Annotated in this window: 25 protein-coding genes and 1 pseudogene; 2 read left to right on the forward strand and 24 right to left on the reverse strand. The window is 37.8% G+C overall.

The window, feature by feature from the left end; genetic code table 11:
• Positions 1-12: 12 nt before the first annotated feature.
• The 10 genes from DVW83_RS09265 to DVW83_RS09310 form a co-directional block, all read right to left on the reverse strand.
• A complete protein-coding gene (locus DVW83_RS09265; protein WP_104660125.1) occupies positions 13-957 on the reverse strand; it encodes an LCP family glycopolymer transferase in 945 nt (314 codons plus the stop codon).
• A gap of 33 nt (positions 958-990) precedes the next feature.
• Positions 991-1,770, reverse strand: coding sequence for a hypothetical protein (locus tag DVW83_RS09270; RefSeq protein ID WP_104660124.1), 780 nt, complete (start codon positions 1,768-1,770; stop codon positions 991-993).
• Positions 1,771-2,497: 727 nt separating this feature from the next.
• Positions 2,498-4,573, reverse strand: coding sequence for a glycine--tRNA ligase subunit beta (gene glyS, locus DVW83_RS09275; protein ID WP_104660123.1), 2,076 nt, complete (start codon positions 4,571-4,573; stop codon positions 2,498-2,500).
• A gap of 1 nt (position 4,574) precedes the next feature.
• On the reverse strand, positions 4,575-5,492 hold the full coding sequence (gene glyQ / locus DVW83_RS09280; protein WP_104660122.1) for a glycine--tRNA ligase subunit alpha: 918 nt from the start codon (positions 5,490-5,492) through the stop codon (positions 4,575-4,577).
• Between the two features lie 360 nt (positions 5,493-5,852).
• On the reverse strand, positions 5,853-6,665 hold the full coding sequence (gene recO / locus DVW83_RS09285; RefSeq protein ID WP_104660121.1) for a DNA repair protein RecO: 813 nt from the start codon (positions 6,663-6,665) through the stop codon (positions 5,853-5,855).
• 291 nt (positions 6,666-6,956) lie between these two features.
• Positions 6,957-7,856 (reverse strand): GTPase Era, encoded by a 900-nt coding sequence (era, locus tag DVW83_RS09290; protein ID WP_104660120.1) that lies wholly within the window; start codon positions 7,854-7,856, stop codon positions 6,957-6,959.
• Positions 7,857-7,867: 11 nt separating this feature from the next.
• Positions 7,868-8,275 (reverse strand): diacylglycerol kinase family protein, encoded by a 408-nt coding sequence (locus tag DVW83_RS09295; protein ID WP_005880320.1) that lies wholly within the window; start codon positions 8,273-8,275, stop codon positions 7,868-7,870.
• Positions 8,259-8,735 (reverse strand): rRNA maturation RNase YbeY, encoded by a 477-nt coding sequence (gene ybeY / locus DVW83_RS09300; protein ID WP_104660119.1) that lies wholly within the window; start codon positions 8,733-8,735, stop codon positions 8,259-8,261. The genes DVW83_RS09295 and ybeY overlap by 17 nt, the downstream gene beginning before the upstream one ends.
• A gap of 21 nt (positions 8,736-8,756) precedes the next feature.
• Complete coding sequence (locus DVW83_RS09305) at positions 8,757-10,958, reverse strand: HD family phosphohydrolase (RefSeq protein ID WP_104660118.1); 2,202 nt, start codon at positions 10,956-10,958, stop codon at positions 8,757-8,759.
• 19 nt (positions 10,959-10,977) lie between these two features.
• Positions 10,978-11,949 (reverse strand): PhoH family protein, encoded by a 972-nt coding sequence (locus tag DVW83_RS09310; protein ID WP_104660117.1) that lies wholly within the window; start codon positions 11,947-11,949, stop codon positions 10,978-10,980.
• Between the two features lie 842 nt (positions 11,950-12,791).
• On the opposite strand from DVW83_RS09310, the gene brnQ reads away from it, so the two are divergent.
• Complete coding sequence (brnQ, locus tag DVW83_RS09315; protein WP_104662093.1) at positions 12,792-14,171, forward strand: branched-chain amino acid transport system II carrier protein; 1,380 nt, start codon at positions 12,792-12,794, stop codon at positions 14,169-14,171.
• Between the two features lie 380 nt (positions 14,172-14,551).
• On the opposite strand, the gene DVW83_RS09320 is transcribed toward brnQ, so the two are convergent.
• The 3 genes from DVW83_RS09320 to DVW83_RS09330 all read right to left on the reverse strand — a co-directional run bounded on the left by DVW83_RS09320 (position 14,552) and on the right by DVW83_RS09330 (position 15,794).
• The gene (locus tag DVW83_RS09320; RefSeq protein ID WP_005880329.1) at positions 14,552-14,998 is read right to left on the reverse strand and encodes a GatB/YqeY domain-containing protein; all 447 of its coding nucleotides are present in this window, start codon (positions 14,996-14,998) and stop codon (positions 14,552-14,554) included.
• A gap of 26 nt (positions 14,999-15,024) precedes the next feature.
• Complete coding sequence (gene rpsU, locus DVW83_RS09325) at positions 15,025-15,201, reverse strand: 30S ribosomal protein S21 (protein WP_002356740.1); 177 nt, start codon at positions 15,199-15,201, stop codon at positions 15,025-15,027.
• 164 nt (positions 15,202-15,365) lie between these two features.
• On the reverse strand, positions 15,366-15,794 hold the full coding sequence (locus DVW83_RS09330) for a Fur family transcriptional regulator (RefSeq protein ID WP_005880331.1): 429 nt from the start codon (positions 15,792-15,794) through the stop codon (positions 15,366-15,368).
• 92 nt (positions 15,795-15,886) lie between these two features.
• Between DVW83_RS09330 and DVW83_RS09335 the strand changes: the two genes are divergently transcribed.
• Positions 15,887-16,744, forward strand: coding sequence for a pyruvate, water dikinase regulatory protein (locus DVW83_RS09335; protein ID WP_104661766.1), 858 nt, complete (start codon positions 15,887-15,889; stop codon positions 16,742-16,744).
• Between the two features lie 89 nt (positions 16,745-16,833).
• Here DVW83_RS09335 and DVW83_RS09340 read toward each other — a convergent pair whose 3' ends face one another.
• From DVW83_RS09340 to DVW83_RS09395, 11 genes and pseudogenes are all read right to left on the reverse strand, one after another.
• Positions 16,834-17,310: a hypothetical protein gene (locus tag DVW83_RS09340; RefSeq protein WP_104661765.1), complete on the reverse strand. Its 477-nt coding sequence runs from the start codon at positions 17,308-17,310 to the stop codon at positions 16,834-16,836.
• A gap of 449 nt (positions 17,311-17,759) precedes the next feature.
• Positions 17,760-18,698 carry an NADP-dependent oxidoreductase gene (locus DVW83_RS09345; RefSeq protein ID WP_104661764.1) on the reverse strand — a complete coding sequence of 313 codons (939 nt, stop codon included), beginning with the start codon at positions 18,696-18,698 and terminating at the stop codon, positions 17,760-17,762.
• A 36-nt stretch (positions 18,699-18,734) separates the two neighbouring features.
• Entirely contained in the window at positions 18,735-19,124 is a 390-nt protein-coding gene (locus DVW83_RS09350; protein WP_104661763.1) for a YbgA family protein, read from the reverse strand.
• Between the two features lie 629 nt (positions 19,125-19,753).
• Positions 19,754-20,428, reverse strand: coding sequence for a hypothetical protein (locus DVW83_RS09355; RefSeq protein ID WP_137239314.1), 675 nt, complete (start codon positions 20,426-20,428; stop codon positions 19,754-19,756).
• Between the two features lie 12 nt (positions 20,429-20,440).
• Entirely contained in the window at positions 20,441-20,938 is a 498-nt protein-coding gene (locus DVW83_RS09360) for a helix-turn-helix transcriptional regulator (protein ID WP_161569453.1), read from the reverse strand.
• 180 nt (positions 20,939-21,118) lie between these two features.
• A complete protein-coding gene (locus DVW83_RS15510) occupies positions 21,119-21,352 on the reverse strand; it encodes a hypothetical protein (RefSeq protein WP_224784367.1) in 234 nt (77 codons plus the stop codon).
• Positions 21,353-21,482: 130 nt separating this feature from the next.
• Positions 21,483-21,608 carry a hypothetical protein gene (locus tag DVW83_RS15830; RefSeq protein ID WP_258079035.1) on the reverse strand — a complete coding sequence of 42 codons (126 nt, stop codon included), beginning with the start codon at positions 21,606-21,608 and terminating at the stop codon, positions 21,483-21,485.
• Positions 21,609-22,446: 838 nt separating this feature from the next.
• Positions 22,447-22,608: pseudogene (locus DVW83_RS15515) on the reverse strand (type 1 glutamine amidotransferase domain-containing protein); the annotation flags it as partial.
• On the reverse strand, positions 22,605-22,946 hold the full coding sequence (locus tag DVW83_RS09380; protein WP_104661759.1) for an ArsR/SmtB family transcription factor: 342 nt from the start codon (positions 22,944-22,946) through the stop codon (positions 22,605-22,607). The pseudogene DVW83_RS15515 and the gene DVW83_RS09380, both read right to left, overlap by 4 nt.
• Positions 22,947-23,234: 288 nt before the next feature.
• On the reverse strand, positions 23,235-23,528 hold the full coding sequence (locus DVW83_RS09390; RefSeq protein WP_005880349.1) for an ArsR/SmtB family transcription factor: 294 nt from the start codon (positions 23,526-23,528) through the stop codon (positions 23,235-23,237).
• Positions 23,529-23,597: 69 nt separating this feature from the next.
• Positions 23,598-25,325 (reverse strand): phospho-sugar mutase, encoded by a 1,728-nt coding sequence (locus tag DVW83_RS09395; RefSeq protein ID WP_104661757.1) that lies wholly within the window; start codon positions 25,323-25,325, stop codon positions 23,598-23,600.
• Positions 25,326-25,418 lie beyond the last annotated feature (93 nt).

The raw sequence follows: 25,418 nt of genomic DNA on the forward strand, positions 1-25,418 counted from the left end.
TTCTCCACTTTCCTATTTATTCTCTAGATTCATTTGATCTTTCAACTCTTTTTTTACACGATCAAGTTCTTGATCACTGACTTTTTGGTAAGAGATGTTATTTTGCATAAAGCTTTCTCCTTGTAGCTGATCTTGCTTGATCGTACTAAATGCATCCCGATAATCTAAAGCAATTTTTTTCATTTCATCAAAACTCATGTCTGTTTTCATATTAGACTCCAGAGTATTCAAAATGGGTTGATAGTTGCTTACACCGTTCAGACTCAATACTTTTTTCGCTACACCTTCTACGATCTTTCTTTGGCGCCCTTGTCTGCCGTAATCACCATTTGGATCTTCATAGCGCATACGCGAATAAGAGAGTGCCTGATCCCCGTCCAATGTGATTTTACCAATTGTAAAGTCATAGCCATCTTGTGAGAAAGTGAAATCATTATTTACTTCGACACCACCAACAGCATCAACGAGTTCTTTTAAACCTTTCATATTGATAGAGACATAATGATCGATTGGAATGCCCACATATTTTTGTACGGTATCCATTGCCATGGCAGCGCCTCCGAATGCGTAAGCGTGGTTGATTTTGTCTTTTGTGTCATGTCCTACGATATCGACATACGTGTCTCGAGGGATACTGACGATTGTTGTCTTTCTGTCTTCAGGACTGACTGTGGCAACCATCATCGTGTCTGATCGTCCTTGATCGACCCTACCTAGATCTCCAGTGTCGATCCCCATCAATAAGACAGAAAAAGATTCTTGTTTATCCAGATCAACTGGTTTTGTTCTTTCACCTTGCGTTCGTTCCACTGATTCGTAAGTTTTCTCAATAGAGTGTGAGAGATCCAGGTATAATTTTGCTCCTACTCCCACGATTGCTAATACTAATACGATAAGAATTGCTAAAATAATTAGAAATATTTTTTTTCCTCTTGATTTTTTTCTTCGCTTTGCCATAGTTTCCTCCGTTTGATAGCATTACTATAATTATTAATAATTTATATTGCTATAGTTCATTTTCTGAGCAATAGTTTGTGCTTTTGTTGCGTACGTTGCTCTTAATTTTTCATTCCGGATTTCCTGTATTTGGCTGAGAGCTGTCAAATATTGATTATAAGTCGAGGTATCGATTACTTGACTATCCGTCATCATCTTATTGAATAACTGATCTAATTGCGTAACTTGCACGATCTGACTATCAGCAAAGCTTAGATATTGTATAACTACTTTTTTCCAAGGCGTATCTTCAAAAAAGCTCATATTTTCACGTAGATGAGCAACATCCTCACTTGTCAACTGATCTTTTATAATGACATCATCCTCAGCTTGTTGCCAGTTTGTTACATTTTTAGTAAATAATCCATTGATAGCTGTTTGGATTTTCAATTTTGATTCTGCATCAACTAGCTGTGTCTTGGCTGCTTCCTTCTTCTCTTCTACCGTAGCAGCTTCCTTAGGTAGTTCTGATTCTTTGATGTCATAATCATCTGCTGATATTTTTATAGAGGACAGTTTACTTGACAAACTCGATAATGTTTCTTCCGTTATTTCTGGACTTAGAAAAATTCTTTTTTGTGTATCATATAGCTTATCAATTTCTTTTGACAAAGATTCTACGTTATCTTTTTGAATCGGGATAGAACTTTCTGCGTAATCAATCCGTTGCCGATGTTGGCGCTGATTATTGATATAGTATCCGACCAAGCAGATACCAATAGCACCTAGGCCTATCACTACAGTAACCAGTGGCTTCATGAATGACGCTTTCATAGATTCACTCCTAAATATTATTATAGATAAATAAAGATGTGACTTATTCACATCAACATGAGAGCTTTTTTGTTTACAATCATAAATAAACTAATATATTAATAAAACTATTTGTAAAAAATTTACCCTTACATAATCATACCACAACTTGTTTTTTAATAGGGAAATTCAAAATTAAATAAAACATGAATAATAGTATGATAAACTGATTTCATTTAAATTTTCCCCATTTTAATAAGTATTTTAAAAAATTAAGTAAAAAAATAAAATAACTAAAATTATTAATGATAAAAGTATTACATCTATTAACAATCAGAAAAGAAATACTCTATACCTTTTGATGCTGCTGCCATTAAGAAATGTCTTTTTATGATTCAAAAGTATAGAAAAGATACCTTAGCATTAATTTGACGAACCAATTCACAAGGGGATTCAAGATGTCTCGTACTCAGCTAACTCAAGATACCCTAGTCCCTATTTCAAAGAGAATTGTTTGACCAAAGAAATATATAAGAAACAACTTTACTTGATTTATAAAAAGATTTTTATCTAGAGGAAACCCTTTCAACAAGTTAGACAGAACAGAAAGATATTTTTCTTCTTTCTATTCTGTCCAAATTATTCTAAGATTTCTCATCACCACATCATTTGACAATGAGCCAACATAAATTCCATGGCTCCAGTTTGATTCTTATGATTGGATTCCTTCAACTCATTGTCTAAAAATCTATTTCGTGATGATTTGATCTAAACTTGCTAATGACAATGCCATCTCAGCAATTTGTTGTAATTGTGCTAAGCGATTGTTACGTACCGCTGGATCTTCGACCATTACCATCGTTTTATCGAAATATGCCTCGATCAATGGTCGCAATGCCACAAGCTGATTGTAATTTTCATCAAGGCTTTGATCTGGTAATTGCGCTTTTACTTGATTGACTGCTTCATATAATTCTTTTTCTGCTTCGTTTTCAAAGAGGGTTGGATCAATTTCTTTTGCAGTGTCGACTTCGACTTTCTTCGCTAGATTGACCACACGAGTCAAAGCTTCCATTGATGGTTTAAAGTCTTCATCTTCCAATCGTTCTTTAAATAATTGAGCTGCAGCAAAAGCTTTTGTCAAGTCTTTCTGTTCTGCGTTCAAAACAGCATCGATGATATCATGACGTACTTTTTTCGTCGTCAACAATTGACGCAAGCGTCCTTTTACGAAATCAATGACTTCTTTTTGACCCTCGGATAATTCAATGCCAAAACGAGTAATGTCTTGATTGATTTCTTGATTGATCGCATGTTGTAAGTTGACCAATGGGAATGCCCAATTTTTCGCTTCAATGATCCGAACGACTCCGTAAGCTTGACGACGCAATGCATAGGGATCATTTGAACCACTTGGGATCATACCAACAGTGAAGAAAGAGAAGATACTGTCTAGCTTATCAGCGATTGCTAATACTGCACCGATAGCTGATTCTGGAAGCTCTCCTTCACTTGAAGTCGGCATATAGTGTTCTTTGATAGCACGAGCAACTGCTGGTTTTTCACCATTTAGTCGGGCATACTTTTCACCCATGATTCCTTGAAGTTCTGGAAATTCGCCCACCATATTGGTTACCAAGTCAAACTTGTAGATCTCAGCAGCACGTTGTAAATCAGCTAATTCTTCTGTAGAAAGACCAACTGACTCACCTAAAATACGTGCAATTACCTGGACACGTTGCATTTTTTCATAGATACTACCGATTTTTTCATGGAACGTTACAGATTTCAATTTTTCGACATACTGTTCAATGGACATTTTTTTGTCTTCATTATAAAAGAATTCTGCGTCTTCTAATCGAGCGGTCAGCACTTTTTGATTTCCTCGGATCACGTTGTCTAATTTTACATAATCGCCATTACGTGCTGAGATGAAGTGTGGCAATAGCAGACCTTCTTCATTTCTCACTTCAAAGTAGCGTTGGTGTTCTTTCATTGACGTCACTAACACTTCTTCTGGCACAGACAAGTATTTTTCTTCGAAATCACCTGCAAAGACAGTTGGATATTCGACTAGATTATTGACTTCTTCCAAAAGAGTGGCATCTAGATCAATGACCCAGTTATTTTTTTGTGCAAGTTCTTCTGCTTGTTCAACGATCATTTGTTGTCTTTTTTGCGGTGCAGCAATCACGAACTGCTCTTGTAATTTTTCTTCATATTCCTTCGCATGGACGAAAGTCACATCTTCTCCTAGGAAACGGTGTCCACGTGAGCGACGGTCAGTTTGTACATCCAAAACCTCAAAGGGGATCACTTCATCATCTAATAAAGCAACGATCCAATGAATCGGACGGATATATTCAAAATCAAAATCAGCCCAGTGCATCGTTACTGGGAATGTCAAACTTTTGACTACATCAGCAAGACCTGTCAATACTTCTTTTGCTGGTTTCCCATGCGTATATTTTTTCACATAGACATATTCGACACCTTTTAGTTCTCTAAAAGTGATATCATCAGTTGTCAGTCCTTGTCCGCGAACAAACCCTTGTGCTGCTTTTGACCAATTTCCTTCAGGATCTAGAGCGATTTTTTTCGCAGGACCTTTGACTTCCTCTTCGCTATCTTCTTGGCGTTCTGGAATATTCGTTACTTTGATTGCCAATCGTCTTGGCGTTGAGAATGTTTCAATCGAATCATACGTTAATCGGTGTTCATCCAAAAATTTTGCTGTTTTTTGTTCCAACTGTTTCATACTTGGTGTCACTACATGAGCAGGCATTTCTTCCAAACCAATTTCCAATAATAGATCTTTTGCCATCTTATTCAGCCTCCTTGTTGTTTTCCGGATTTGCTGTGTTTTTATTCAATAATGGGAATCCAAGTTTTTCTCGTTCTGCCACGAAAATCTTTGCTACTGCTTTTGCCATGTTGCGAATTCGAGAAAGATAGCCAGCACGTTCAGTCACAGATACTGCGCCGCGTGCATCCAACAAGTTGAAGGTATGGCTGCATTTCAAGATATAATCATAGGCAGGATGAACAAGATTTTCATCGATACACCGTTTTGCTTCTTTTTCAAAACGATCGAAATTACTTAGTAATAATTCTTGGTCGCTCACTTCAAATGAGTATTTAGAATGTTCATATTCTGGTTGTTTGAAGATCTCACCGTATTTTACTCCATCAGACCACTCTAGATCATAGACACTTTCTACTTCTTGGATGTAAGATGCTAAACGTTCCAAACCATAAGTGATTTCTGACGTAACTGGTTTACATGGTAACCCGCCGACTTGCTGGAAATACGTGAATTGAGTGATTTCCATGCCGTCTAACCAAACTTCCCAACCAACACCGGCACAGCCCATCGAAGGGTTTTCCCAGTTGTCTTCAACAAAACGGATGTCGTGTTCTAAAGGATCGACTCCTAATAAACGCAAGCTTTCAAGATATAGTTCCTGAATATTTTCTGGTGATGGTTTCATGACTACTTGGAATTGATGATGTTGGTAAAGACGATTCGGATTTTCACCATAACGGCCATCTGCTGGTCGACGCGATGGTTCAACATATGCTGCGTTCCAAGGTTCTGGTCCGATAGCACGTAAGAAGGTGTAGGGACTCATCGTTCCCGCCCCTTTTTCTGTATCGTACGCTTGCATCAACATACAGCCATTTGATGACCAAAATTTTTGCAACGTTAAGATCATGTCTTGCACTGATAATTTTTTACTCATATCTTTTGCTCCTTCCAATTAAAAAACGTTTTATGAGAAAATCAGAATAACAAAAAAAGCCCCTATGCTTGTCTAAACAAACATAGGGACGAATAGTTTCGCGGTTCCACCCTACTTCCGAAAAAATCGGCAGCTTCATTGGTCGTACTCCCAAGTGCCTCTTCAAAAACCGCCAGCGTTCGGCTTACACCCTCCCGAACTCGCTTGTGCTACGTATTTCTTACTGTGCTTGATCATCGTACTTATCTATTAAGAGTTCACATAATGAAAAGCTTTAAATCACATTCTCATTCATCTAGCTTCAATAATAGACGGTATACCGCCCTTTTGTCAAATAGTTTTGAGCCATCTTTGAAAATTCTAGTCATTTTTTTCATTTTCGGCAATTGGTTTATCCTCTTTTTCAGGGACTTTCAATACATGTTCCCAAGATTTCATTTGATCAATAAATTTTTTGCTTTTCAAATGGATTCCTACGTATTCTTCATACAACTGATCAATCAGCTGGCGAATCGCTTGTTTTGTTTCTTCCTTCAATCTGATCCCATTGATCTTGTCGTAGGAGATTGCCGAAAACATTCGTACAAAATAAACAGATCTCGGATCTGCATGGTAGCGATGGTGATCCATATCCCAGTGTTTTTCACAGATCACGCCCCCATATTTTGACGAGTAATCAAATTTTCCTTGGGTTTCTCCACAAACCACACAATGTGTCCAAATTGGAGCAATCCCAAAACGTTGTAACAACTGAACCTCAAAAATATTCGTGATGATTTCCGCATCATCGCCTTGATTCATCCGATTCAATGCTAATTGGGTAAAATGGAATAGATGAGGATCATATTGATGATCTTCAATTGCAGCATCGACTAAATTCAGCAAATACGTGCCATAGCCGCTTAAAAAGATATCTTCTTGGAGATGTCGAAAAGCATGAACATCTTTGACACTTGTAATGAAAGAAAGTCCTTCATTTTTAAAGGTACCTATATAAGTTGCTTCAGTAAAGGGCAGAAGTGCTGGAGCTAACGGCTGATTTTGCCGATGGATCCCTTTTACGTAAAACATCATTTTCCCAGCAGATTCCGTAAAGATCTTCACTAATTTATCTTTTTCTTTATAGTTTCTATTGGATAATATGATGCCTTTTGACTCTGCAAGTTGACTCATGGTAGCACCCCTTTCACATCTGCGTTTCTTGTATATCTTCAATTTTTTGAACGAACAGCTATTACTAGCGATCATCATTAAGTAAATCATGTTTAGAGGAGTGTGGGCCAAAACTAAAAATCAGTTTTTCCATAGACTCTCGAATAAACAGCGTCCAAAAGTCAGGTTGTTCGGAAATTTCGAAAAAAACGAGCAATACAAAAAGCGTATTGTTCGTTTTTCTCTCCAATTTCTCAAACCTAAACGACTTTTTTCTCGACCTCCTCTTTATCCATTGATGAACGAACCGATTTAATACTCGTCCTTACGGTACCCAAAATCTTGCAAGTAGACTTGTTTGTCACGCCAATCTTTTTGGACTTTTACCCACAATTCAAGGTATACTTTATCGCCTAAAAGATTTTCAATATCTTTTCTGGCTTTCGTGCCGACCTGTTTCAGCATCTTGCCGCCTTTACCGATAATGATCCCTTTTTGACTGTCACGTTCCACAATGATCGTTGCTTGAATCTGTACCTTGTCATTCTCATTTCGTTTCATCGAGTCGATCACAACAGCGACTGAATGTGGGACTTCATCTCTAGTTAAGACTAATACTTTTTCTCGGATCAATTCTGAAACAATAAAGTATTCTGGATGATCTGTTACTTGGTCATCAGGGAAGTACTGAGGACCTTCAGGTATTTCGTCAACCAGAACCTCCATCAAACGTTCTACGTTGTTTCCTTCAGTAGCGGAAATTGGTATCACTTGTGCAAATTCCATCTGTGTCGAATAGTCTTCGATGATGCCTAACAACTCATCTGGATGAACTTTGTCGATTTTATTGATGACTAGGTACACTGGTGAATGAACATTTTTTAAACGTTCGATAATGAAGTCATCTCCGCGTCCGCGCTTCTGATCCGCACTGATCATAAATAACACAGCATCTACTTCTCTTAACGCACTGTAAGCTGCTTCAACCATGAAATCGCCTAAGCGGTGTTTTGGTTTGTGGATACCAGGTGTGTCGATAAATATCAGCTGCGCCTCTGGTGTCGTATAGACTCCCTGGATTTTATTTCTGGTCGTTTGTGCTTTGTCACTCATGATCGCAATTTTTTGACCAACGATCCGATTTAATAACGTTGATTTCCCAACATTTGGGCGCCCAACGATTGCTACGAATCCTGATTTATGTTCTGTCATAATTTTCTCCTTTAATTAAAAAACAATTGATAGATCTTAGGGACAAATAAGATAAGTCCAACGATCACCGCAAAACAAGCTGTTACAAGAACCGCACCAGCTGCCATATCCTTGATCTTTTTCCCAATGGGATGAAAATGAAAGTCAGTGAACATATCGACAACATTTTCGAAAACTGTATTGATGATCTCAACGATCCACACTAAAAACACGGCTAGAAGTAACCATAACCATTCACTGATACTTAGCTGAAAAACGATTCCCATAAGTAACGCGAACAAACCGAATACCACATGTTTTTTCATGTTGCGCTCTTCATCAAATACTGTTTTGACACCTTGAAGCGCAAACTCTACTGACATCAAAAAGTGTTTATTCTTTTCAACATTTTTTTCGATATTCTTATCTTTTAAGTCCATACGCATCCAATATCTCTTTCTGTAAGCCAAACATCTCTTTCTCATCTTCTGGCGTCATATGGTCATAGCCGTTGATATGCAAGAAACCATGTACCGCCAAAAATCCTAGTTCCCGATCGTACGAATGTCCGTATTCTTCTGCTTGTTCAGCTGCTCGCTCGATTGAGATCATGATATCTCCCAATACTCGTGGCATCGGATTATCCCCATCTTCAAAGATCACAGGAATTTCATCTTTCCCTTCTTCTTCCAACGCAAAACTGATGACATCTGTGGGTGCATCTTTCCCACGATATACGCGGTTGATTTCTTGGATTGCAGCATTATCCATAAAAGTAACAGACATTTCTGTTTCCTCTGGCAAATTCAAGTGTGAGGCAGCAAATTGAAGCAGATCCTCGATTTCTTTGATTTTTTCTTCTGAAACTTTTTCTGTTTCATCCATAAATGTAATGTCCATTATTATCGCTTCTTTCCCTTACTAATCTTCTGTTTTTTCGACTTCTTCTTTCATTTTTTCCGCTTCTGATTTCATTTTAGGATACTTGATTCTTGAATGGAAGGTACTACTCAACCCACTGATCAATGATTTTTCAACTTTGCGAATTTCTTTCAGTGTCAATCCACTATCATCAAGCTGTCCATCAGAAATACGTTCTTCGATCAAATTATGAACAAACTGCTCGATTTTTTCTCCTGTAGGATGATCCATCGCACGAACAGCTGCTTCACAGCTATCAGCAATGTTAACGATCCCTGCTTCTCTTGTTTGTGGTTTTGGACCTGGGTAACGGAATTGCTCTTCCGTCACTTCTGGATTCCGTTCTTTTGCTTTGATATAAAAATATTTCATTAACGTAGTCCCGTGATGCTGACGACAAATATCGATCACCATCTGTGGCATCTCATACTCTTCTAAAATTTTAGCGCCATCAGTTACATGACCAAAAATGATTTGTTTACTATCCTCTGGTAATAGAAAATTATGAGGATTTTCTGCACCTGAAGGTAAATTTTCCACAAAGAAACTGGCATGTTTGATTTTGCCGATATCATGATAATAGCAGGCTACTCGCGTCAATAAAGAACGACCACCGATATCAGCGACTGCATTTGCACTTAGGTTAGCGACCATCATACTATGATGATATGTGCCTGGTGCTTCTTCTAACAACTGCTTCAGTAACGGATGATTTGGATTACTCAATTCATTTAGTACGATGACGCTATCGTCATTGACCATCAATTCAATGTATGGATGTAAGCCCATCGTCAACAGATAGGACAGCAACGTACCCATAAATCCGCATACCAGCATCAACCATGTAGTACCATCGCTAAAACTCATACCTTGATAAATGATCAATACAATATCCATCAGTAGTGGAAAGATAATCACCCACATCATGGCTGAAACCCATTGTTCAGAAACCCGTTGCCGTTTTAAGACAGTTGCTAATAGCCCGCTAAACAAATAGGACATCAATATCGCTGTCAAAAAGTTCGTCCCGATCGAATCATAATAGATGAACAAAGCAGTAACTGTTTGGAACAAAGCCGCAATGATCCCTGAACGCCGATTCAAGAAAACATTCAGCACTAAAGGTGCAAACGCCGCAGGATAAAATAGCGGGATATAAGCTGCTTGCTCGGTTTGGAACAATTGGAAAAATTTCATTAATAGAACACTGAGGGACATCACCGTCACATAAAAAAGAACATATTCTGTTCTTTTGGCTGCTTCATGATATTGCATCGAGTTATAGAATAATACAGCAACTTGTAAAAGAACAGCTAAAATCATCGCAACTAATGGAAAAATCGATGTCGTTTGATTTGTCAGACCTAAAAGTTCAAGTTTTTTCATGGCCGCCGAATCGATTTGGTTTCCTTCACGGACAATGATTTCTCCTTGGTAGATCATGACTGGCTGAACTGCTTCTCTAGCTGCTTGTTTCAACTCTTCAGTTTTCTTTTCATTCAGCACGTCATTTACAACGATTCCTTGATCCACTAGATAATGGATCATTTGTTGCTGATCGGTAGAAACATTCAAGTACTGGATCTGATCCTCTGCCTCTTGTTTGAAGGCTTCTAAGTCACTTTCTCGTACTTGTTTACTCATTTGTTCATCGATCAGTTTTAAACTTTGATCGCGAACTTCATTGATTTGACTCTCCGTCATCCCAAATATTTTTGTGTAGAAATTAGTCGGTAGCTTCTGGAAGAATGCTACATTTTCTGCATTCACACTTTCAAAATTTTTCTTTAGAGCAGCGATCCGTTCATCGATCGTCGGCTTTGGTACGTTTTCGTTATCTTTTGATTTTTCTACGTTGTCTTTATATGTTTTGTCAATGGAATCATTCGTTTTTTCGATCAAATCAAACAGTTGATTGATCCGGTTATTCTGATCATCGACTAGATCCTGTTGATACGTATACTCTGGCGTAACAGCTTCTGCTGCTAATTTTCGCTTTTGTTCCGTTTCTTCCGTATTTTCGATAGTTTTATTCGCCCGGATACTCTCCTCGGCAACTTGACCTTCTTTAAAATCATTTGCCTTTTGCTTTACACTACTGAAAGTGACCCCACAGATGATGATGAAAAACAAAAACAACAAGAAAGGCATTGCAGCCTTCCCCAGTTTTGCTTGTAATTGTTGTAGTATCTTGTTCAACATATGCTTATCCTCCTAAGCCCTACTTTTGATGAAGATCTGCTTTTTCATAAGCTTTGATGATTTCTGCTACAACAGGGTGACGAACAACATCACTTGCTTCAAAATTGACAAATGCAATTTTCTTGATTTGCTTCAATGTTCGTTCAGCATGAACAAGCCCACTTTGTGTACCTCTCGGCAAATCAATTTGGCTTGTGTCACCGTTGACGATCATTTTAGACTGATAGCCTAAACGGGTCAAAAACATCTTCATTTGCGCCACTGTCGTATTCTGTGCTTCATCTAAAATCACAAATGCGTCATCTAATGTTCGCCCACGCATATAGGCTAACGGAGCTATTTCGATAACTCCACGCTCCATCAACCGATTCGTATGATCCAATCCAAAGATCTGATAAAGCGCATCGTATACTGGACGCAGATAGGGATCTACTTTTTCCTTTAAATCTCCAGGTAGAAAGCCTAGATTCTCACCTGCTTCGACTGCTGGACGAGTCAAAATGATTTTTTGGACCTCGCCTTTTTTCAACGCTGCTATCGCTAGCACGACCGCAAGAAATGTTTTCCCTGTTCCGGCTGGTCCTACGCCAAACACGATATCATGTTTAGCGACCGCTTCAACGTATTTCTTTTGGCCACTATTTTTCACTCTAATCGGTTTTCCATTGCGGTCCTTGACGATTTCTTCTTCATACATTTCTACAAAATAGCCTAATGTCCCTTTTTGACCCATTTTTAAAGCAGTCACTACATCAGGTGTGCTGATATGGATCCCTCGTTTGATCAACTCTTGTAACGTACGGATCACTTCAGCGGCTAATGAAAGACCTGGCTCTTCTCCAATGATCTGGATCATTTCTCCTCTTGTATGGATAGTGGTCTCGGTCATTTCCTCGATCAATTTGATATGTTTATCATGTGCACCTAAAAGCATACTGACATCGTCAGCAGCAGTTAATCTAATCTCTAAAGAACTGGACGCTTCTGTCAAAAATAGACATCTCCTTTACTTCAAATCATTCTTTCCTATTTTACCATATCCGAGAAAAACTATATAGCAAATAAAAAGGAGACTGCCCAAATCCTTATATTTCTTAACTTCTTGGGATATCTCAGGAAAAATAACAATCTACTAATCGGATATTCAGCATAAAAATATTACGTTGTCCCTTTTCCCATTCGAGGCTGGGACAGAAGTGTTTAACTCCGAGAAATAAGAAGAAATTAACGAAAATTGCTGTTCAAATTTTTGTGAATTTCGGCTTATTTAAGAAGGTGTTGCTTCTGCTCCCGCCGTTTATTCGTTTTTAAAGAATGAGACAAAAGTGTTTCTACTTTTTTCTTACGCTCCTCACACAAAAGCATCTTATTTTGAAAATCAAAAAAATTAGTTTATTCGTAAATTTAATCTTGCTTTTTAAAATAAGTGGTAGTATCATAACTTCAATAAATTAGATAACACATAAAACGTAGAGGAAAACAGTAGCTACTCAAGTATTTATTCCCAGTGAGTCATGTAAGTGAAAAATGACAATAAATCGAGTGAGCGAACATCATTTCCGAGTCGATGTCGAAAACGTAGAGCATCGTGGCTGCCACCATTATCAGGCTAGCGGATAACTTTTACAAAAAAGCGTCCGTGAAAATAGACAGCTTATTCAAGCTAAAAAAGGTGGTACCGTTCTAGTTATTTAGAGCCCTTTTCCCAAGTGGAAAAGGGCTCTTTTTTATTTTCTTTCAAGGTGGTGGTTCCCATGGAAACTGACATTAGTGAGATTCGAAGCACAAAACAAACATTCATTTATCTATTTTTTATTATCGGAGGAATTATTAATGAACAAAGCAAAAACTTATTCTTGGAAACAACTTCTAGTCGTCAGTTCTCTCATCTTCGGCATGTTTTTTGGATCAGGTAATCTGATTTTTCCAGTCCACCTTGGTCAACTTGCAGGTCAAAACTGGTTGAATGCCAGTGCCGGCTTTGCTATTTCTGGTGCATTATTCCCACTTCTAGCGATTCTGGCAGTCGTAGTGACGAACAGCGATGGCTTATATGATCTAGCCAAACCAGTCGGCAAATGGTACGCTGCTTTATTTCTTGTCCTTGTCCATCTAACAATTGGGCCTTTTTTTGGTACACCTCGTACTGCCGCTACCGCTTTTGAAATGGCCGCAAAACCATTTCTTCCAGGAAAATTCACTACGATCGGCATGCTCGTGTTCTCTGCGTTATTCTTCTTATGTGCCTATTTATTGACCGTCCATCCTACACGCCTCGTTAAATATGTAGGAAAATATTTAAACACGATCTTTCTCGTCTTATTAGCAGTCATTTTTTTCGTTGCCCTCATCCATCCTATGGGTGGACTCCATCAAGCTGCCGATACTGCTTATCAATCGAACGCTTTAACAAATGGTGTCTTAGAGGGCTATAACACAGTCGATGCTGTTGCTTTACTTGCGCTAAGTGTTACCTTTGTACACGCTGTTCGTGATCTAGGATTAAAAAATAGACAGGTGACCTTGCTGACTGCCAAAGCAGGTACTCTTAGTGTTGCATTTGAAGTAGTCATCTATTTTGGACTTGTCCTTTTAGGGGCGATGAGCTTAAACAAGTTAACATTATCCGAAAACGGAGGTACAGCTCTTTCACAAATCGTTCAATACTATTTAGGAAACTTTGGTGCTGTCTTTTTAGGAGTCATGGTCACTTTAGGCGTATTTACTACCGCGATGGGATTAGTCGTTTCTTTTGCCCAAGATTTTCATAAACTATTTCCTAAGGTCAGCTACCTTACTTGGTTACGTCTCACTACATTTGTTTCCTTTGTTGTAGCTAATGCTGGATTAGACAATATCATCCAATGGTCTTTACCTGTATTGATGCTCCTTTATCCACTTTCTCTTGCATTGATCTTACTATCATTGACCGCCAGATTTTTCCAAAGAAATCCAGTCATCTATCAAGTGACGATGCTCTTTACCGCTGTACCAGCTGTTCTAGATATGTTCGCCAATTCTCCTGCACTAGTCAAACAGCAATCTGTTGTTGCTGCTCTACTGGCTTTCTATCATCATCATGTACCACTAGCTTCACTTGGATTAGGTTGGGGCGTTCCTACCTTATTGGGTTATCTAATCAGTCTATTAGGTTATTACGGTTACCAAGCGCTAAAGATGAAGACTAAAGAAAATGAACAAGTAAATAATTGATTGAACTACCTACAAAGAGATCGAGACAAAAGTCGTTTAGGTTTGAAAAATTGGAGAAAAAAGAGGTTGGGACAGAAGTGTTTAACTCCGAGAAATAAGCCGAAATTCACGAAAATTGTTTTTCAAATTTTTGTGAATTTCAGCTTATTTAAGAAGGAGTTGCTTCTGCTCCCACCGTTTATTCGTTTTTAAAGAATGAGGCAAAAGTGTTTCTTACTTATGTCCCAGCCTCTTTTTTGATATTTCCGAAAAACCTGACTTTTGGACGTCGCTTATTCAAGAGTCTGTAGCAAAACTCATTTTTTAGATTTGTCCTACATTCTTTTTCGGTCCAAGTAAAAAAACTGCGAACAAATTGCTCGCAGTTTTAAATTACAAGATTAGGATTGCAATAGTTCTTTCACGATTGCATTGACCTGATTTCCATCTGCTTTTCCTTTGACTTTAGGCATGATCACACCCATGACTTTACCAAATTCTTTTACAGAAGAAGCACCAGTTTGCGTAATCGCTTCTTGAACAAGTTGACGAATATCATCCTCAGATAATTGCTCTGGCATGTATTTCTCAACGATCACAATTTCACTTTTCACTTTTTCAGCCAAATCGTCACGCCCAGCTTCTTCAAACTCATGTAAAGAATCACGGCGTTGCTTCATTTCACGAGACAACACTGTTAGTTCTTCATCTTCCGTCAAGTCGTGGCCTTCTTTGATCTGCTCGTTTTGAATAGATGACTTGATCATACGAATCACCTGCAAAGATTCTTTATCTTTCGCTTTCATCGCTGTCTTCATGTCATCGTTCAATCTACTTAGTAGTGACACACTACCAACTCCAATTCATCAAAGAACTAGAATTTTTTGCGTTTTCTAGCTGCTTCAGATTTTTTCTTGCGTTTTACACTTGGTTTTTCGTAGAATTCACGTTTACGAGATTCTTGTAAAGTACCCGCTTTTGACACGGAACGTTTGAAGCGACGAAGAGCATCGTCAAGTGATTCGTTTTTGCGAACGACTGTTTTTGACATGTTAATTCCCTCCCTCCGAGCTTAAAAAGTAACCGTAATTGTTATTGAAATTTAAATCCCAAAAAACAAGAATGTCCTGTAAATATTATATCTAAAGCTCTTTTGACCGTCAAGGGAATCTTGTGATTTTTTTAAATAATCAAATGTTATTTTATTTAAAACAATTATTGACAGTTTTCACACCGCCCGAAGATCTCAAAACGATGGCCTTCGATCGTACAACCATTTAATTGGTCCTGAAAATAATTCATTGGACACATATGGATCTCCTTGGTCGTTCCACAAACCGTGCAGATAAAGTGATGATGGTGCCCGATCTCTCCCTGACAACAATGAAAGCGAAATTTCATTTCTCCATTCAAATCTGTTTCTTCCAATAAATCAAGTTCAGAAAAATCATGAAGGTTTCGATAAACTGTATCATAACTGACCCCTTTGAACTCCTGATTCATGTAATCAAAAACTTCTTTAGCCGATACATATCGATTTCGTTTTACTAAGTAAGTCAACATCGCTTCGCGCTTCTTCGTATACTTAAATCCGTTATTTTTCAATGTTTCTAATGATTGTTCGATCAATGTTTGCTTTTTCAAAGCGTCCCCTCCAAATCAAAATGATTACGAAGTATATGTTCCACAGTATGGTATACTAAAGATAAAAAAATTGCAAGTGAGGTTTTATATCTATGACTTTTGAGACAACAGAGATCGTTACCTTTTTCGTCATTTCTGATTCTGCTGGCGAAACAGCAACCAAGTTAGCGCAAGCAACTATGGCTCAATATCCATCAGTCGAATTCAATTTATTCCGACGGACATTTGTAACAGACAAAGAAGCACTTCAGCAAGCCTTAGAAGATGCCCTTGAAGAAAAAGCACTTGTCCTCCATACTTTGATCAACCAAGAATTGATTGAAATGACACGAGATTTTTGCCAGAAAAATGACCTATTTAGTTTTGACGTCATGACGCCGCCAATCCAACAAATCGAACAATTGACTGGAGTCAAACCGACACGTCAGCCTGGGGCACTCCATTTATTGAATGAAAATTATTTTAGACGGATCAAAGCGATGGAATTTGCTGTAAAATATGATGATGGAAAAGATCCCCGTGGTTTTTTAGAAGCAGATGTTGTCCTGCTTGGGGTATCACGAACATCAAAAACACCATTAAGTTTGTTTTTAGCAAATAAGAACCTGAAAGTTGCGAACTTGCCACTGATTCCTCAAGCCCATATCCCTAAACAGCTCTGGGAAATCGATCCGAAAAAAATCGTTGGCTTGACCAACAATCCGGATATCCTTAATAACATTCGCAAAGAGCGGATGCGTTCCTATGGACTAAATCCTGACACAGCCTATTCTGATATTGAAAAAATCCGAGCTGAACTAGATTTCGCAAATGATCTTTATAAAAAACTAGGATGCGTGGTCATCAACGTCGCCTCCCTTTCAATCGAAGAAACTGCATCACTGATTTTAAATGCACTAGACTTAGAAGACCATAGTTACTATGGTACCGAAACCTCTGGTGAGAAATGAACAAAAAAACTGATTCAACTAATTTTAGTGAATCAGTTTTTTTATATGTATGCATTCAATCCTCGTTCCAAGCTATCGATATATACTGATTACCTCTTTTGCCTGACTTTTTGGCTTTTTACTTGATGGATAACTTTTTCGAGTAAGTTCTTTGACTGTATACTGTGAATTTTCCTGAGTTGAGGGTAGTGCAGTTGCGGCTTTTCTTTCATTTTAGGTTCAGGCTCATTCATAGTTTCTTCATGGCGGTAACTGTGATGATTACTATCCATTTCCCTTTCAGGCATCCGAAAATAAGGGTTGTAGGCTTCTTGTATCATATCTATTTCTTCTGGTGGAGCGGAAGGAGCATAGGGATTTTTTTCCCTTTGTAACAACATATCACGGCTATTATCCTTTTCTCCAGCGATTTCACCTGCATAGTCTATGATCCCTAGTTTTTCTAATTTCTCTGATTTATCTATCCTGATGAAATCATGTGTTTCTACAGTAATGCTGGGTCTGTTTAAAGAATCCTTATCCTTTAGTGATACTGTCGCTGCTGGCAAAGAATCATGGTCATTCATCTTATCTATCCCTTAATATGCAATATTTAACTACTATTTTTCTATTATAGAGTAGGTTATTTAGCAAACCTGAACGATTTATTCTCCGATTAAAAAAAAAAGAGTTTTCTGAAAAAAGGAACAACTCCTTCAAAAAAAGAACTTTCATTCTTCTAGACATGTCTGTTCCCCTTCTGCATTCATCCCTCAGAGACACCAAAATTTTATCTTATTCAAAGAACAAAGAAGGATTTCCCTAAAAAAGTGTGAAACAAAAGCAAAGAACACTTTTGTTTCACACACCAAACATAGATAAACAGTAAAGGCAACTCTTTTCAGAAAAATAAGTCGAAACTCGAATGTGGGACAAATCTAAACGACTTTTATGTCGACCTCTTTGAAACTATCTATCTTTTGCTCCATTGAATTCGTTACTGATAGGAATACTTATGGTGGCATAGATAGGTCGATTACTCATTTACTAAAACAATTTTCCCCTTAGCATGATGAGTCGCACTTAATTCATGGGCAGCCTTCACACCTTCTGCTGTAAGTGGATACGTATGACCAACGATGCTTTTAACTTTTCCGGCTTCCATTAGATCAGCAATTTCTTGTAATTGTTTGCCGTCTGGTTGAAGCCAAATACTTTTTGCCACCGCAATGTTCTTGGCTAATTCTTCATCAGGTTGGTCAACGACTGAGATCAACCGTCCTTTTGGATTCAATACTTCGAAGCTGGCTTTTTGAATATCTCCACCCATCGTATCGAAAACTAAGTCCACGTCTTCTAATACTTCTGAAAAGTCAGTGGTATGGTAATCAATCACTTGATCCGCACCAAGTTCTTTTAGTAACTTATGGTTCTTTTCACTAGCAGTCGTAATGACAAAAGCACCCGCATTTTTAGCTAATTGAATGGCATAAATACCGACTCCGCCAGCACCCGCGTGGATCAAGACTCTTTCACCAGCTTTTAATTTTCCATGCGTGAATAGCGCTTGATAAGCAGTCAATCCTGCTAATGGCACAGCCGCTGCATCTTCAAAAGAAACAGAATCAGGTTTTCTGGCTAATAAATGATCGTCTACGATCGTATAATCAGCATAGGTACCGAAACGAGTTGTTTCTGGTCGTGCAAATACTGCTTGGCCGACTTGCCAATCTTGTACTTCTGAACCAATTGCCGTAATCTCCCCTGCAATATCCCAACCTAGAATAATCGGAAATTTCCAAGGCATCATTTGTGCTAGATACCCTTCACGAAGTTTCCAGTCAATCGGATTGACTGAGGTAGCTTTGACTTTGACCAACACTTGATGGGCCCCTAGTTCAGGTAAAGTCACTCTGCTTTCTTTCAATTGGTCTGCATGACCATATTCTTCTATAACGATTGCGCGTGTTTCCATTTGTACATCCCTCCATATCGTCTTATTATAAAAGTCCTAGTGAATATCCGGAAATGATTTGCACTCATCAAACAGATGAGATTCTAAAAGATACATGATTTGGTATTTTTCTGCCAGCTTTTTTAGATACGGAAGTACCTCGTCCTGACGTTCTGTTAATTGATCCAGCAGAACAAAAAAGTGCTGTTTTTCTTCTGCTGTTGCCGTCTTTTTAAAATATCCCCAAACGTGTTCATATGTATTTCTCTTCGCTTTTAGATCAACCGGCATTCTTTTTACAATATCCAAGTGCTGATAAAATTGCTTGTTTTTCTTCTCTGACCACTGATTACCAGAAAAAAGCTGGCGCAACGCTAAATATTCTTTTTGTGATCGGGCCATGACAAAGTATTTCCATCGGGCCCATTCTTCTTGGCTCTCGCGCATCTTTCACACCTCTTTCTTTCATCTTAACACCTGACCAGTTGACTATTGAAGAAAAAGGCTCACTAGTTCATGCAACATTTGATTGGACATAGCAGTCGGGATTAACAAATAACGATGGAATTGAAAGATACCAATTAAAGATAGAAATAAATTTCATAATTGAACCTCTACTGAAGCCATGAGAGGTCCAAATAAAGTCGAGACAAAAATGTTTCTTACTTTTGTCCCACACTTGTTTTTGAATTTTCCGAAAAACATGACTTTTGGACATCGTTTATTCGCGAGTCTATAGCAAACCTGATTTTTAGTTTTATTCCACGCTCGTCTTGTTACTCATCTATGGTTTAAGAACAATAATACTATGGGGGAATACTATTTCTCTATATGTATTTACACTCTCATTTATTTTCTTAAATCCTAAAAAGACCTTGGAATCCCCATTATTCCAAGGTCCAATTTCTAGAAGGGTTTAATAAATTTTTTAGAGGGTTTCTAGAAATCTCATCGCTACACACTTAATTTAGCATGTTTGAATATATTATTTTAACCAACTATTACCTTAACATAATCCACCAATTGACAAATTCCACTTGATATCAAACTAAAAAAACAGTTTCATTTAATACAATTCAAAAGAAAACCCGCAAAGTCATCAAAACCATCGTTATCGCACCGGTTATGAGCATCGCTGCTTCATAGGCGACAGGTGTTTTTTCCAACTGCTTAGGTGTTAGCTTCACAATTACGACATCAGGAGATCCCGTTTGTAAGTATTTTTCATAGGCGTAGGTTTTTGGGATGAGACCGACTGTCACGTTTTTTGTATTTTTTTGCAGACGTTCCTTCAACTCATCGAAGGTCACGACTTCCCAATAGATCTTCGGATAATCCCGCATCACTTGCCGCAAATTCTCATAATTGAAGGTCATGGGATTTTTCGGTTGATTCTTTTGACTCATCTTTTGATTATCTACTAATACATAGCCAGTGGTTCGACCGACGACGGCTCCCTTTGGTGCCATTTGTCGCATGAAATCTTCCGCGCCAATTTTGATTATTTTGATGGAGGGCTTAGCTTGCTTGATCAACGGACAATAACGTTGGGACATGGAAGTGACTGCCACCGCCTCATATTCAGCGATCTTTTCAGGTGTCAAATCATAGCCCGGCACGGTTTCCCATTCACAGTCTGAATAGTCTATTTTGAGATAATTTAATAACCGAGGGACATAATTTTGGTCTTGACTGGACCAAAAGATCCCATCCGCAGTTTGAGTTGCTGTAACTGGTATCAAACCTTTCATTTTCTTCTCCTCCTAAAGCACATATTCACTTTGAATCAAAATAATGATCAGATCCATGACGATAAAAAAAATCCACAAATAAATTCCCAAGTCATACATAATTTCTCCTTGAGCATAAACATTTGCCAACCGTTTTGTTCGACGCAAATATTCTGAGACGATCAACGTACCTCCTAGAGAATAAATCAGCACATATTTCATAGAAAAAGGATGGAACACTAATTGAACCGCTAACATGATTACTGACCAAATCAAGAAGATGATTAAAAAATCCCGACCAATTTTCCTTTTATCCACTGGCTTATTTTTTTCGTTAGGCGCTTGGATCAATTCATCCAAGGAAACGTGAAAGAGTTCACTGAGGAGAATCAAATTTTCTAATTCCGGTTGTCCTTTATCATTCTCCCAATTCGAAATCGTCTGGCGGGTGACGAAAATTCGTTCCGCCAATTGCGCTTGGGTCAAATCTTGTGAGACCCGTAATTTTTTTAGACCTTCACCAAATGTCATTTTCCCACTTCCCTTCTTTTTCATTGTAGCAAAATAGCTTTTTTTGGGAAGGAAATCTTGTCAAAAACCATGTCAAAGTGAGCCGACATCCTATTAAATCAAGTTTTCAAAAAAATCACTGATCTTAGTCTTGCATCGATCAGTGAGTCCACCATTAATTATCCTATTTTTAACTGGTTCTTATTTGTCCTCATTCTTTGAAAATTTGCTGGTTTTATTTATAAAATCAATATCTCGTCGAATACCTTCGTGAGGGAAGTTCCATACTCCTTTGATTAGCTGAATCTTGATTAAACAAGTATTTTCATCATTATCGTCGTTGGCTTGCTCATAACATTCGAAAAAAATATTGCGGATGGTTTTCATTATTTGGACATTTTTTTCGTCATTGACCCAACCGAGATTTTCGGCCATGCCCTCTGCGTGAAACTTTCAACCACAATACAATCGACACTGCTGGATTGTCCGTCAGCTGTCGCACTTTGTCAGTAGTAGCATAGGATGTAACGTAGAAGACTCCGTCAAGATAGACTGCATTGACTGATCATACTACTGATTTTGGTAAGCCATCCTCCGTTGTCTCAAGCGCGATGGTTGAAAGAGCAATTAGATTATCTTTATCTCCAAGTTTCTCTGATAGATATTGCATTTCTTCCTTATAGGTTGTCATTGAATTATCTCCATTTCTTGGTTACAAAAATAGTTTCATGGCAATCGTTTTTATGCATTTTTTCTGTCAAAACGTCAGTCAAAATAGAAAAGCAACATTCTTTACGTTGATTGAAAAACTGTGCTGATTTGTATTGCTATTGCTTACACACTAAATTGCTACTCAACAGAAGCTCTACGCATCATTTTTTAATTATTTTATCATCATATTATAATTTTTAACTTTTTAACTTTTTTACAATAAGGCGTACTTCATCATGATCAATTTTATTTTTACATAGTTTCCTTGTTCGTCACTACTTAAACTCTTTCCACTAATATCATCTGGATAATACTTCCGAATCTCGTTCTTCTTTTTGAATACATACAGATTTATTTTTTAAATTCAAGATTTCTTCAGTCGTCAATTGTTACTTAGTCAATTTTTTATTGACACGTTACTCGTTCTCCTCATCGATCACTTCTGTATGAACAAAAAGATAGGATTCCAAACATTTTAAACGTCCTCAATCATTTTTAAGTCCTCCCTTTCCGCTACATGTCCACCAGTATCTAATACTGCTAGTTAAATTTATAAAAGAGGTCGAGACAAAAGTCGTTTATTCGAGAATCTGTAACAAAACTGATTTCTAGATTTGTCCCACATTCCTTTATAATCATTTTGAACTATTTTCAGTGAGTATTTGAGAGATTCCTGTTTCAAAAGAGGTAATTTTAAAATTAGGAAATGTCTTTTTGAATTTGTTGGATACAAAAATATTATCGACCTCATACCTAGGCAGTAACTCATCTAATTCACGTACCTTTTTACTGAAAAGCTTAGCTACTTTAAATTGCCATAGAGGAACAAATCCACCTAAAGGGCTTACGAAATCAACTTCAATATTATGTTTATAGAGTTCATCAACAAATTCCGCACTTTCACCTAACCAAAGCCCCGTTGCCTCATTTGTACCAGCATATTTATAACTGTTGGTTTCAACAATCAATACTTTTTTCATAAATTCTTCCTCTCAGTCTCATTCATGATGCTAACAATATTATTTAAAAAGTTTTGAAGTTTCTTGATTTCAGTTTGCTCATAGTCAAGATAGTAAAAATTTTTTGTTCCCTCTTGCTTGAAATTCACAATCTTTGCATCTTTTAAAATTTTTAAATGATGTGAAATTGCAGGTCTAGATAAATTAATTTCTTCTTGTAATGAAGTCACTTGTAGTCCCGCACAATCTTTTTCTTCAAGCAAGCGAATAATGATTGCTTGCCTTTTTTTATCACCAAGGGCAATTAAAAAATCGCTCAAATCATTTAACTCTTGTTTTAACATCGAATAATCAGCCAAAATAATCTCTCCTTTGATGGTTCTAAAGTTTAAACCATTAAACCATATAAAAAAGAGTATTTCAATAAAACACACTCGAACTCTTGGAAATAAGCTAAATCAACAATACGAAATGAAAAATAACCTGATCAAGATCATAAAAAGAGTCCAATTCATTTTTAGGACTTTTCGTCACCATAGAAAGAAAATGCTGATTCAGCAAAACCTTGGGGAATTTATTTGATCATACAAAAAAAGAGTGTGGGACAAAACTAAAAATCAGTTTTGTCCCACACTTCCAAGTGATTTTCACTGATGTTCAACGTGTTTCAATGTTTGTTCCAAAATATCTAATACGTGGAAGTCATCTAAGCTATACAAGATTGCTTTCCCTTCACGATGTGATTTAACGACATGATTTTCTCTTAACAAACGTAACTGATGGGAAACAGCTGACTGCTCCATTTCAACTGCTTGGCTGATTGCTGTGACGTTTTGTTCACCATCTTTTAAATAGATCAAGATTTTTAATCTGGTTGGATCACTTAATACTTTAAACAACTGACTGACCTTTTCTACTTCGCTTTTCTGGTTGTCTGACAATCGGTTCACCTCCATCGAAAAAGACTGACTTCTAAAGTTTACCACTTTTTCTGTCAGTCTCAAGTCTTTTTATTCTTCTGTCATTTCTTTGATCGTTGCTTCATACCGATTGATTTTATTTTCAGCATCCTCGGCAGATTCGCCTTTGACTCCGATATAAAACTTGATTTTCGGCTCTGTTCCTGAAGGTCGAATAGCGATCCAGCCATCTTCCTCCAATACGTATTTCAATACATCCGAAGGTGGTGTCGTCAATTTCTCAACGTTGCCCTCAGTGTCTGTTTTTGTCAATTCTTTGAAATCTTCTGTTTGAAGGACCTTAGCACCGGCGAATTCAGTTGGTGCATTATCACGGAACTGTTTCATTAGCGCAGCGATCTTAGCTGACCCTTCTTGACCACTCATAGTAACAGAAATCGTTTTTTCCGCATAGTACCCATATTTTTCGAAAATCGTTTGTAATCCATCATACAATGTTTTTCCTTGTTTCTTATAGAAAGCAGCAACTTCTGCTAATAGTAGCAATGCTTGAATCGCATCTTTGTCCCGTACAAATGGTTTCACTAAATAGCCATAGCTTTCCTCAAAACCGAACATGAAAGTTTGTGAATGATCTTCTTCAAATTGGTGGATTTTTTCTGCGATAAATTTGAAGCCTGTTAAAACATTCAACATCTTTGCGCCATAGCTTTCTGCAATGGCTGCAGGTAATTCGCTAGAAACAATCGATTTAAGAACAGCAGCATTTTCAGGAAGTGTACCGCGAGATTGATGTGCTTCTAGAATGTATTGAATCAACAATGCACCGATTTGGTTTCCTGTCAGTACCTTATAAGTACCGTCTGGCTGACGTACAGCCGCCCCTAAACGGTCGGCATCTGGATCGGTAGCGATCAATAAATCTGCGTTTTCTTTTTCACCAAGACGCATCGCATATTCAAAAGCAGAATGTTCTTCTGGATTCGGTGATTTGACTGTCGTAAAGTCTGGATCTGGGATTGCTTGCTCTGGTACTAATACAAATTGTTCAAAACCAGCTTGTTTCAATGCTCTTTCTCCAAGCATCTTACCTGTCCCATGTAATGGGGTGTACACTAATTTCAAATCTTTCCCCATTGTTTCGACTAACTCTTGATCGATCGTTACAGCTTTGATTTCTTCAAGATAAGCACGGTCCACTTCTTCCCCGATAATCGTGATCAAATCACTTGCCTTTGCTTTTTCGTCTTCCAGTACTTCTACTTTCAATGGATTGCTTACTTCACGAACATATTTTGTCAATGCGTCTGCGTCAGCTGGCGGCATTTGCCCACCATCTTCTCCATATACTTTATAACCATTATAAGCTGCAGGGTTATGTGAAGCTGTTACCATGATACCCGCAAACGTATTCAAATGACGGACCGCAAAAGACAACTCAGGTGTTGGTCGTAAACTTTCAAAAACAAAAGATGGAATATCATGTTGTGCCAACGTTTTTGCAGCTTCCATTGCAAATTCTGGTGATTGATGACGTGAATCATACGCAATTGCTACCCCGCGTTTTTTTGTTTCTGTTCCTTGTGTATCCATGAAACGTGCAAGCCCTTCTGTAGCTTGTCTGACCGTATAGATGTTCATTCGATTGATTCCAGGACCTAAGATTCCTCGCATGCCAGCTGTCCCGAATTCTAATGGTGCATAAAAAGCATCTTCCAATTTTTCAGGATCTTGACGCAGATCATTTAATTGTTGTTTTAAATTTTCTTCTAAATTTTCTTCATTTGCCCATTGCTCGTATACTTGTTCCCAAGACATGAAGCTAACACCTCTTTCTAAAATATGTTCCTTCCTTAGTATAGCATTCTCTTTTTATATAGAAAAGCGCATGACACGAAAACAACATCCTAT

Source organism: Enterococcus sp. VV15 (genome assembly GCF_005236045.1).
GTDB lineage: Bacteria > Bacillota > Bacilli > Lactobacillales > Enterococcaceae > Enterococcus_B > Enterococcus_B durans.

What these genes read in the sequence shown, in the direction of transcription:
- DVW83_RS09265 (WP_104660125.1), bottom strand. Translation starts at nt 957, where the DNA reads ATGGCAAAGCGAAGAAAAAAATCAAGAGGAAAAAAAATATTTCTAATT.
- DVW83_RS09270 (WP_104660124.1), bottom strand. Translation starts at nt 1,770, where the DNA reads ATGAAAGCGTCATTCATGAAGCCACTGGTTACTGTAGTGATAGGCCTA.
- glyS (WP_104660123.1), bottom strand. Translation starts at nt 4,573, where the DNA reads ATGGCAAAAGATCTATTATTGGAAATTGGTTTGGAAGAAATGCCTGCT.
- glyQ (WP_104660122.1), bottom strand. Translation starts at nt 5,492, where the DNA reads ATGAGTAAAAAATTATCAGTGCAAGACATGATCTTAACGTTGCAAAAA.
- recO (WP_104660121.1), bottom strand. Translation starts at nt 6,665, where the DNA reads ATGAGTCAACTTGCAGAGTCAAAAGGCATCATATTATCCAATAGAAAC.
- era (WP_104660120.1), bottom strand. Translation starts at nt 7,856, where the DNA reads ATGACAGAACATAAATCAGGATTCGTAGCAATCGTTGGGCGCCCAAAT.
- DVW83_RS09295 (WP_005880320.1), bottom strand. Translation starts at nt 8,275, where the DNA reads ATGGACTTAAAAGATAAGAATATCGAAAAAAATGTTGAAAAGAATAAA.
- ybeY (WP_104660119.1), bottom strand. Translation starts at nt 8,735, where the DNA reads ATGGACATTACATTTATGGATGAAACAGAAAAAGTTTCAGAAGAAAAA.
- DVW83_RS09305 (WP_104660118.1), bottom strand. Translation starts at nt 10,958, where the DNA reads ATGTTGAACAAGATACTACAACAATTACAAGCAAAACTGGGGAAGGCT.
- brnQ (WP_104662093.1), top strand. Translation starts at nt 12,792, where the DNA reads ATGAACAAAGCAAAAACTTATTCTTGGAAACAACTTCTAGTCGTCAGT.
- rpsU (WP_002356740.1), bottom strand. Translation starts at nt 15,201, where the DNA reads ATGTCAAAAACAGTCGTTCGCAAAAACGAATCACTTGACGATGCTCTT.
- DVW83_RS09335 (WP_104661766.1), top strand. Translation starts at nt 15,887, where the DNA reads ATGACTTTTGAGACAACAGAGATCGTTACCTTTTTCGTCATTTCTGAT.
- DVW83_RS09340 (WP_104661765.1), bottom strand. Translation starts at nt 17,310, where the DNA reads ATGAATGACCATGATTCTTTGCCAGCAGCGACAGTATCACTAAAGGAT.
- DVW83_RS09345 (WP_104661764.1), bottom strand. Translation starts at nt 18,698, where the DNA reads ATGGAAACACGCGCAATCGTTATAGAAGAATATGGTCATGCAGACCAA.
- DVW83_RS09350 (WP_104661763.1), bottom strand. Translation starts at nt 19,124, where the DNA reads ATGCGCGAGAGCCAAGAAGAATGGGCCCGATGGAAATACTTTGTCATG.
- DVW83_RS09355 (WP_137239314.1), bottom strand. Translation starts at nt 20,428, where the DNA reads ATGAAAGGTTTGATACCAGTTACAGCAACTCAAACTGCGGATGGGATC.
- DVW83_RS09360 (WP_161569453.1), bottom strand. Translation starts at nt 20,938, where the DNA reads ATGACATTTGGTGAAGGTCTAAAAAAATTACGGGTCTCACAAGATTTG.
- DVW83_RS15510 (WP_224784367.1), bottom strand. Translation starts at nt 21,352, where the DNA reads ATGGCCGAAAATCTCGGTTGGGTCAATGACGAAAAAAATGTCCAAATA.
- DVW83_RS15830 (WP_258079035.1), bottom strand. Translation starts at nt 21,608, where the DNA reads ATGACAACCTATAAGGAAGAAATGCAATATCTATCAGAGAAACTTGGA.
- DVW83_RS09395 (WP_104661757.1), bottom strand. Translation starts at nt 25,325, where the DNA reads ATGTCTTGGGAACAAGTATACGAGCAATGGGCAAATGAAGAAAATTTA.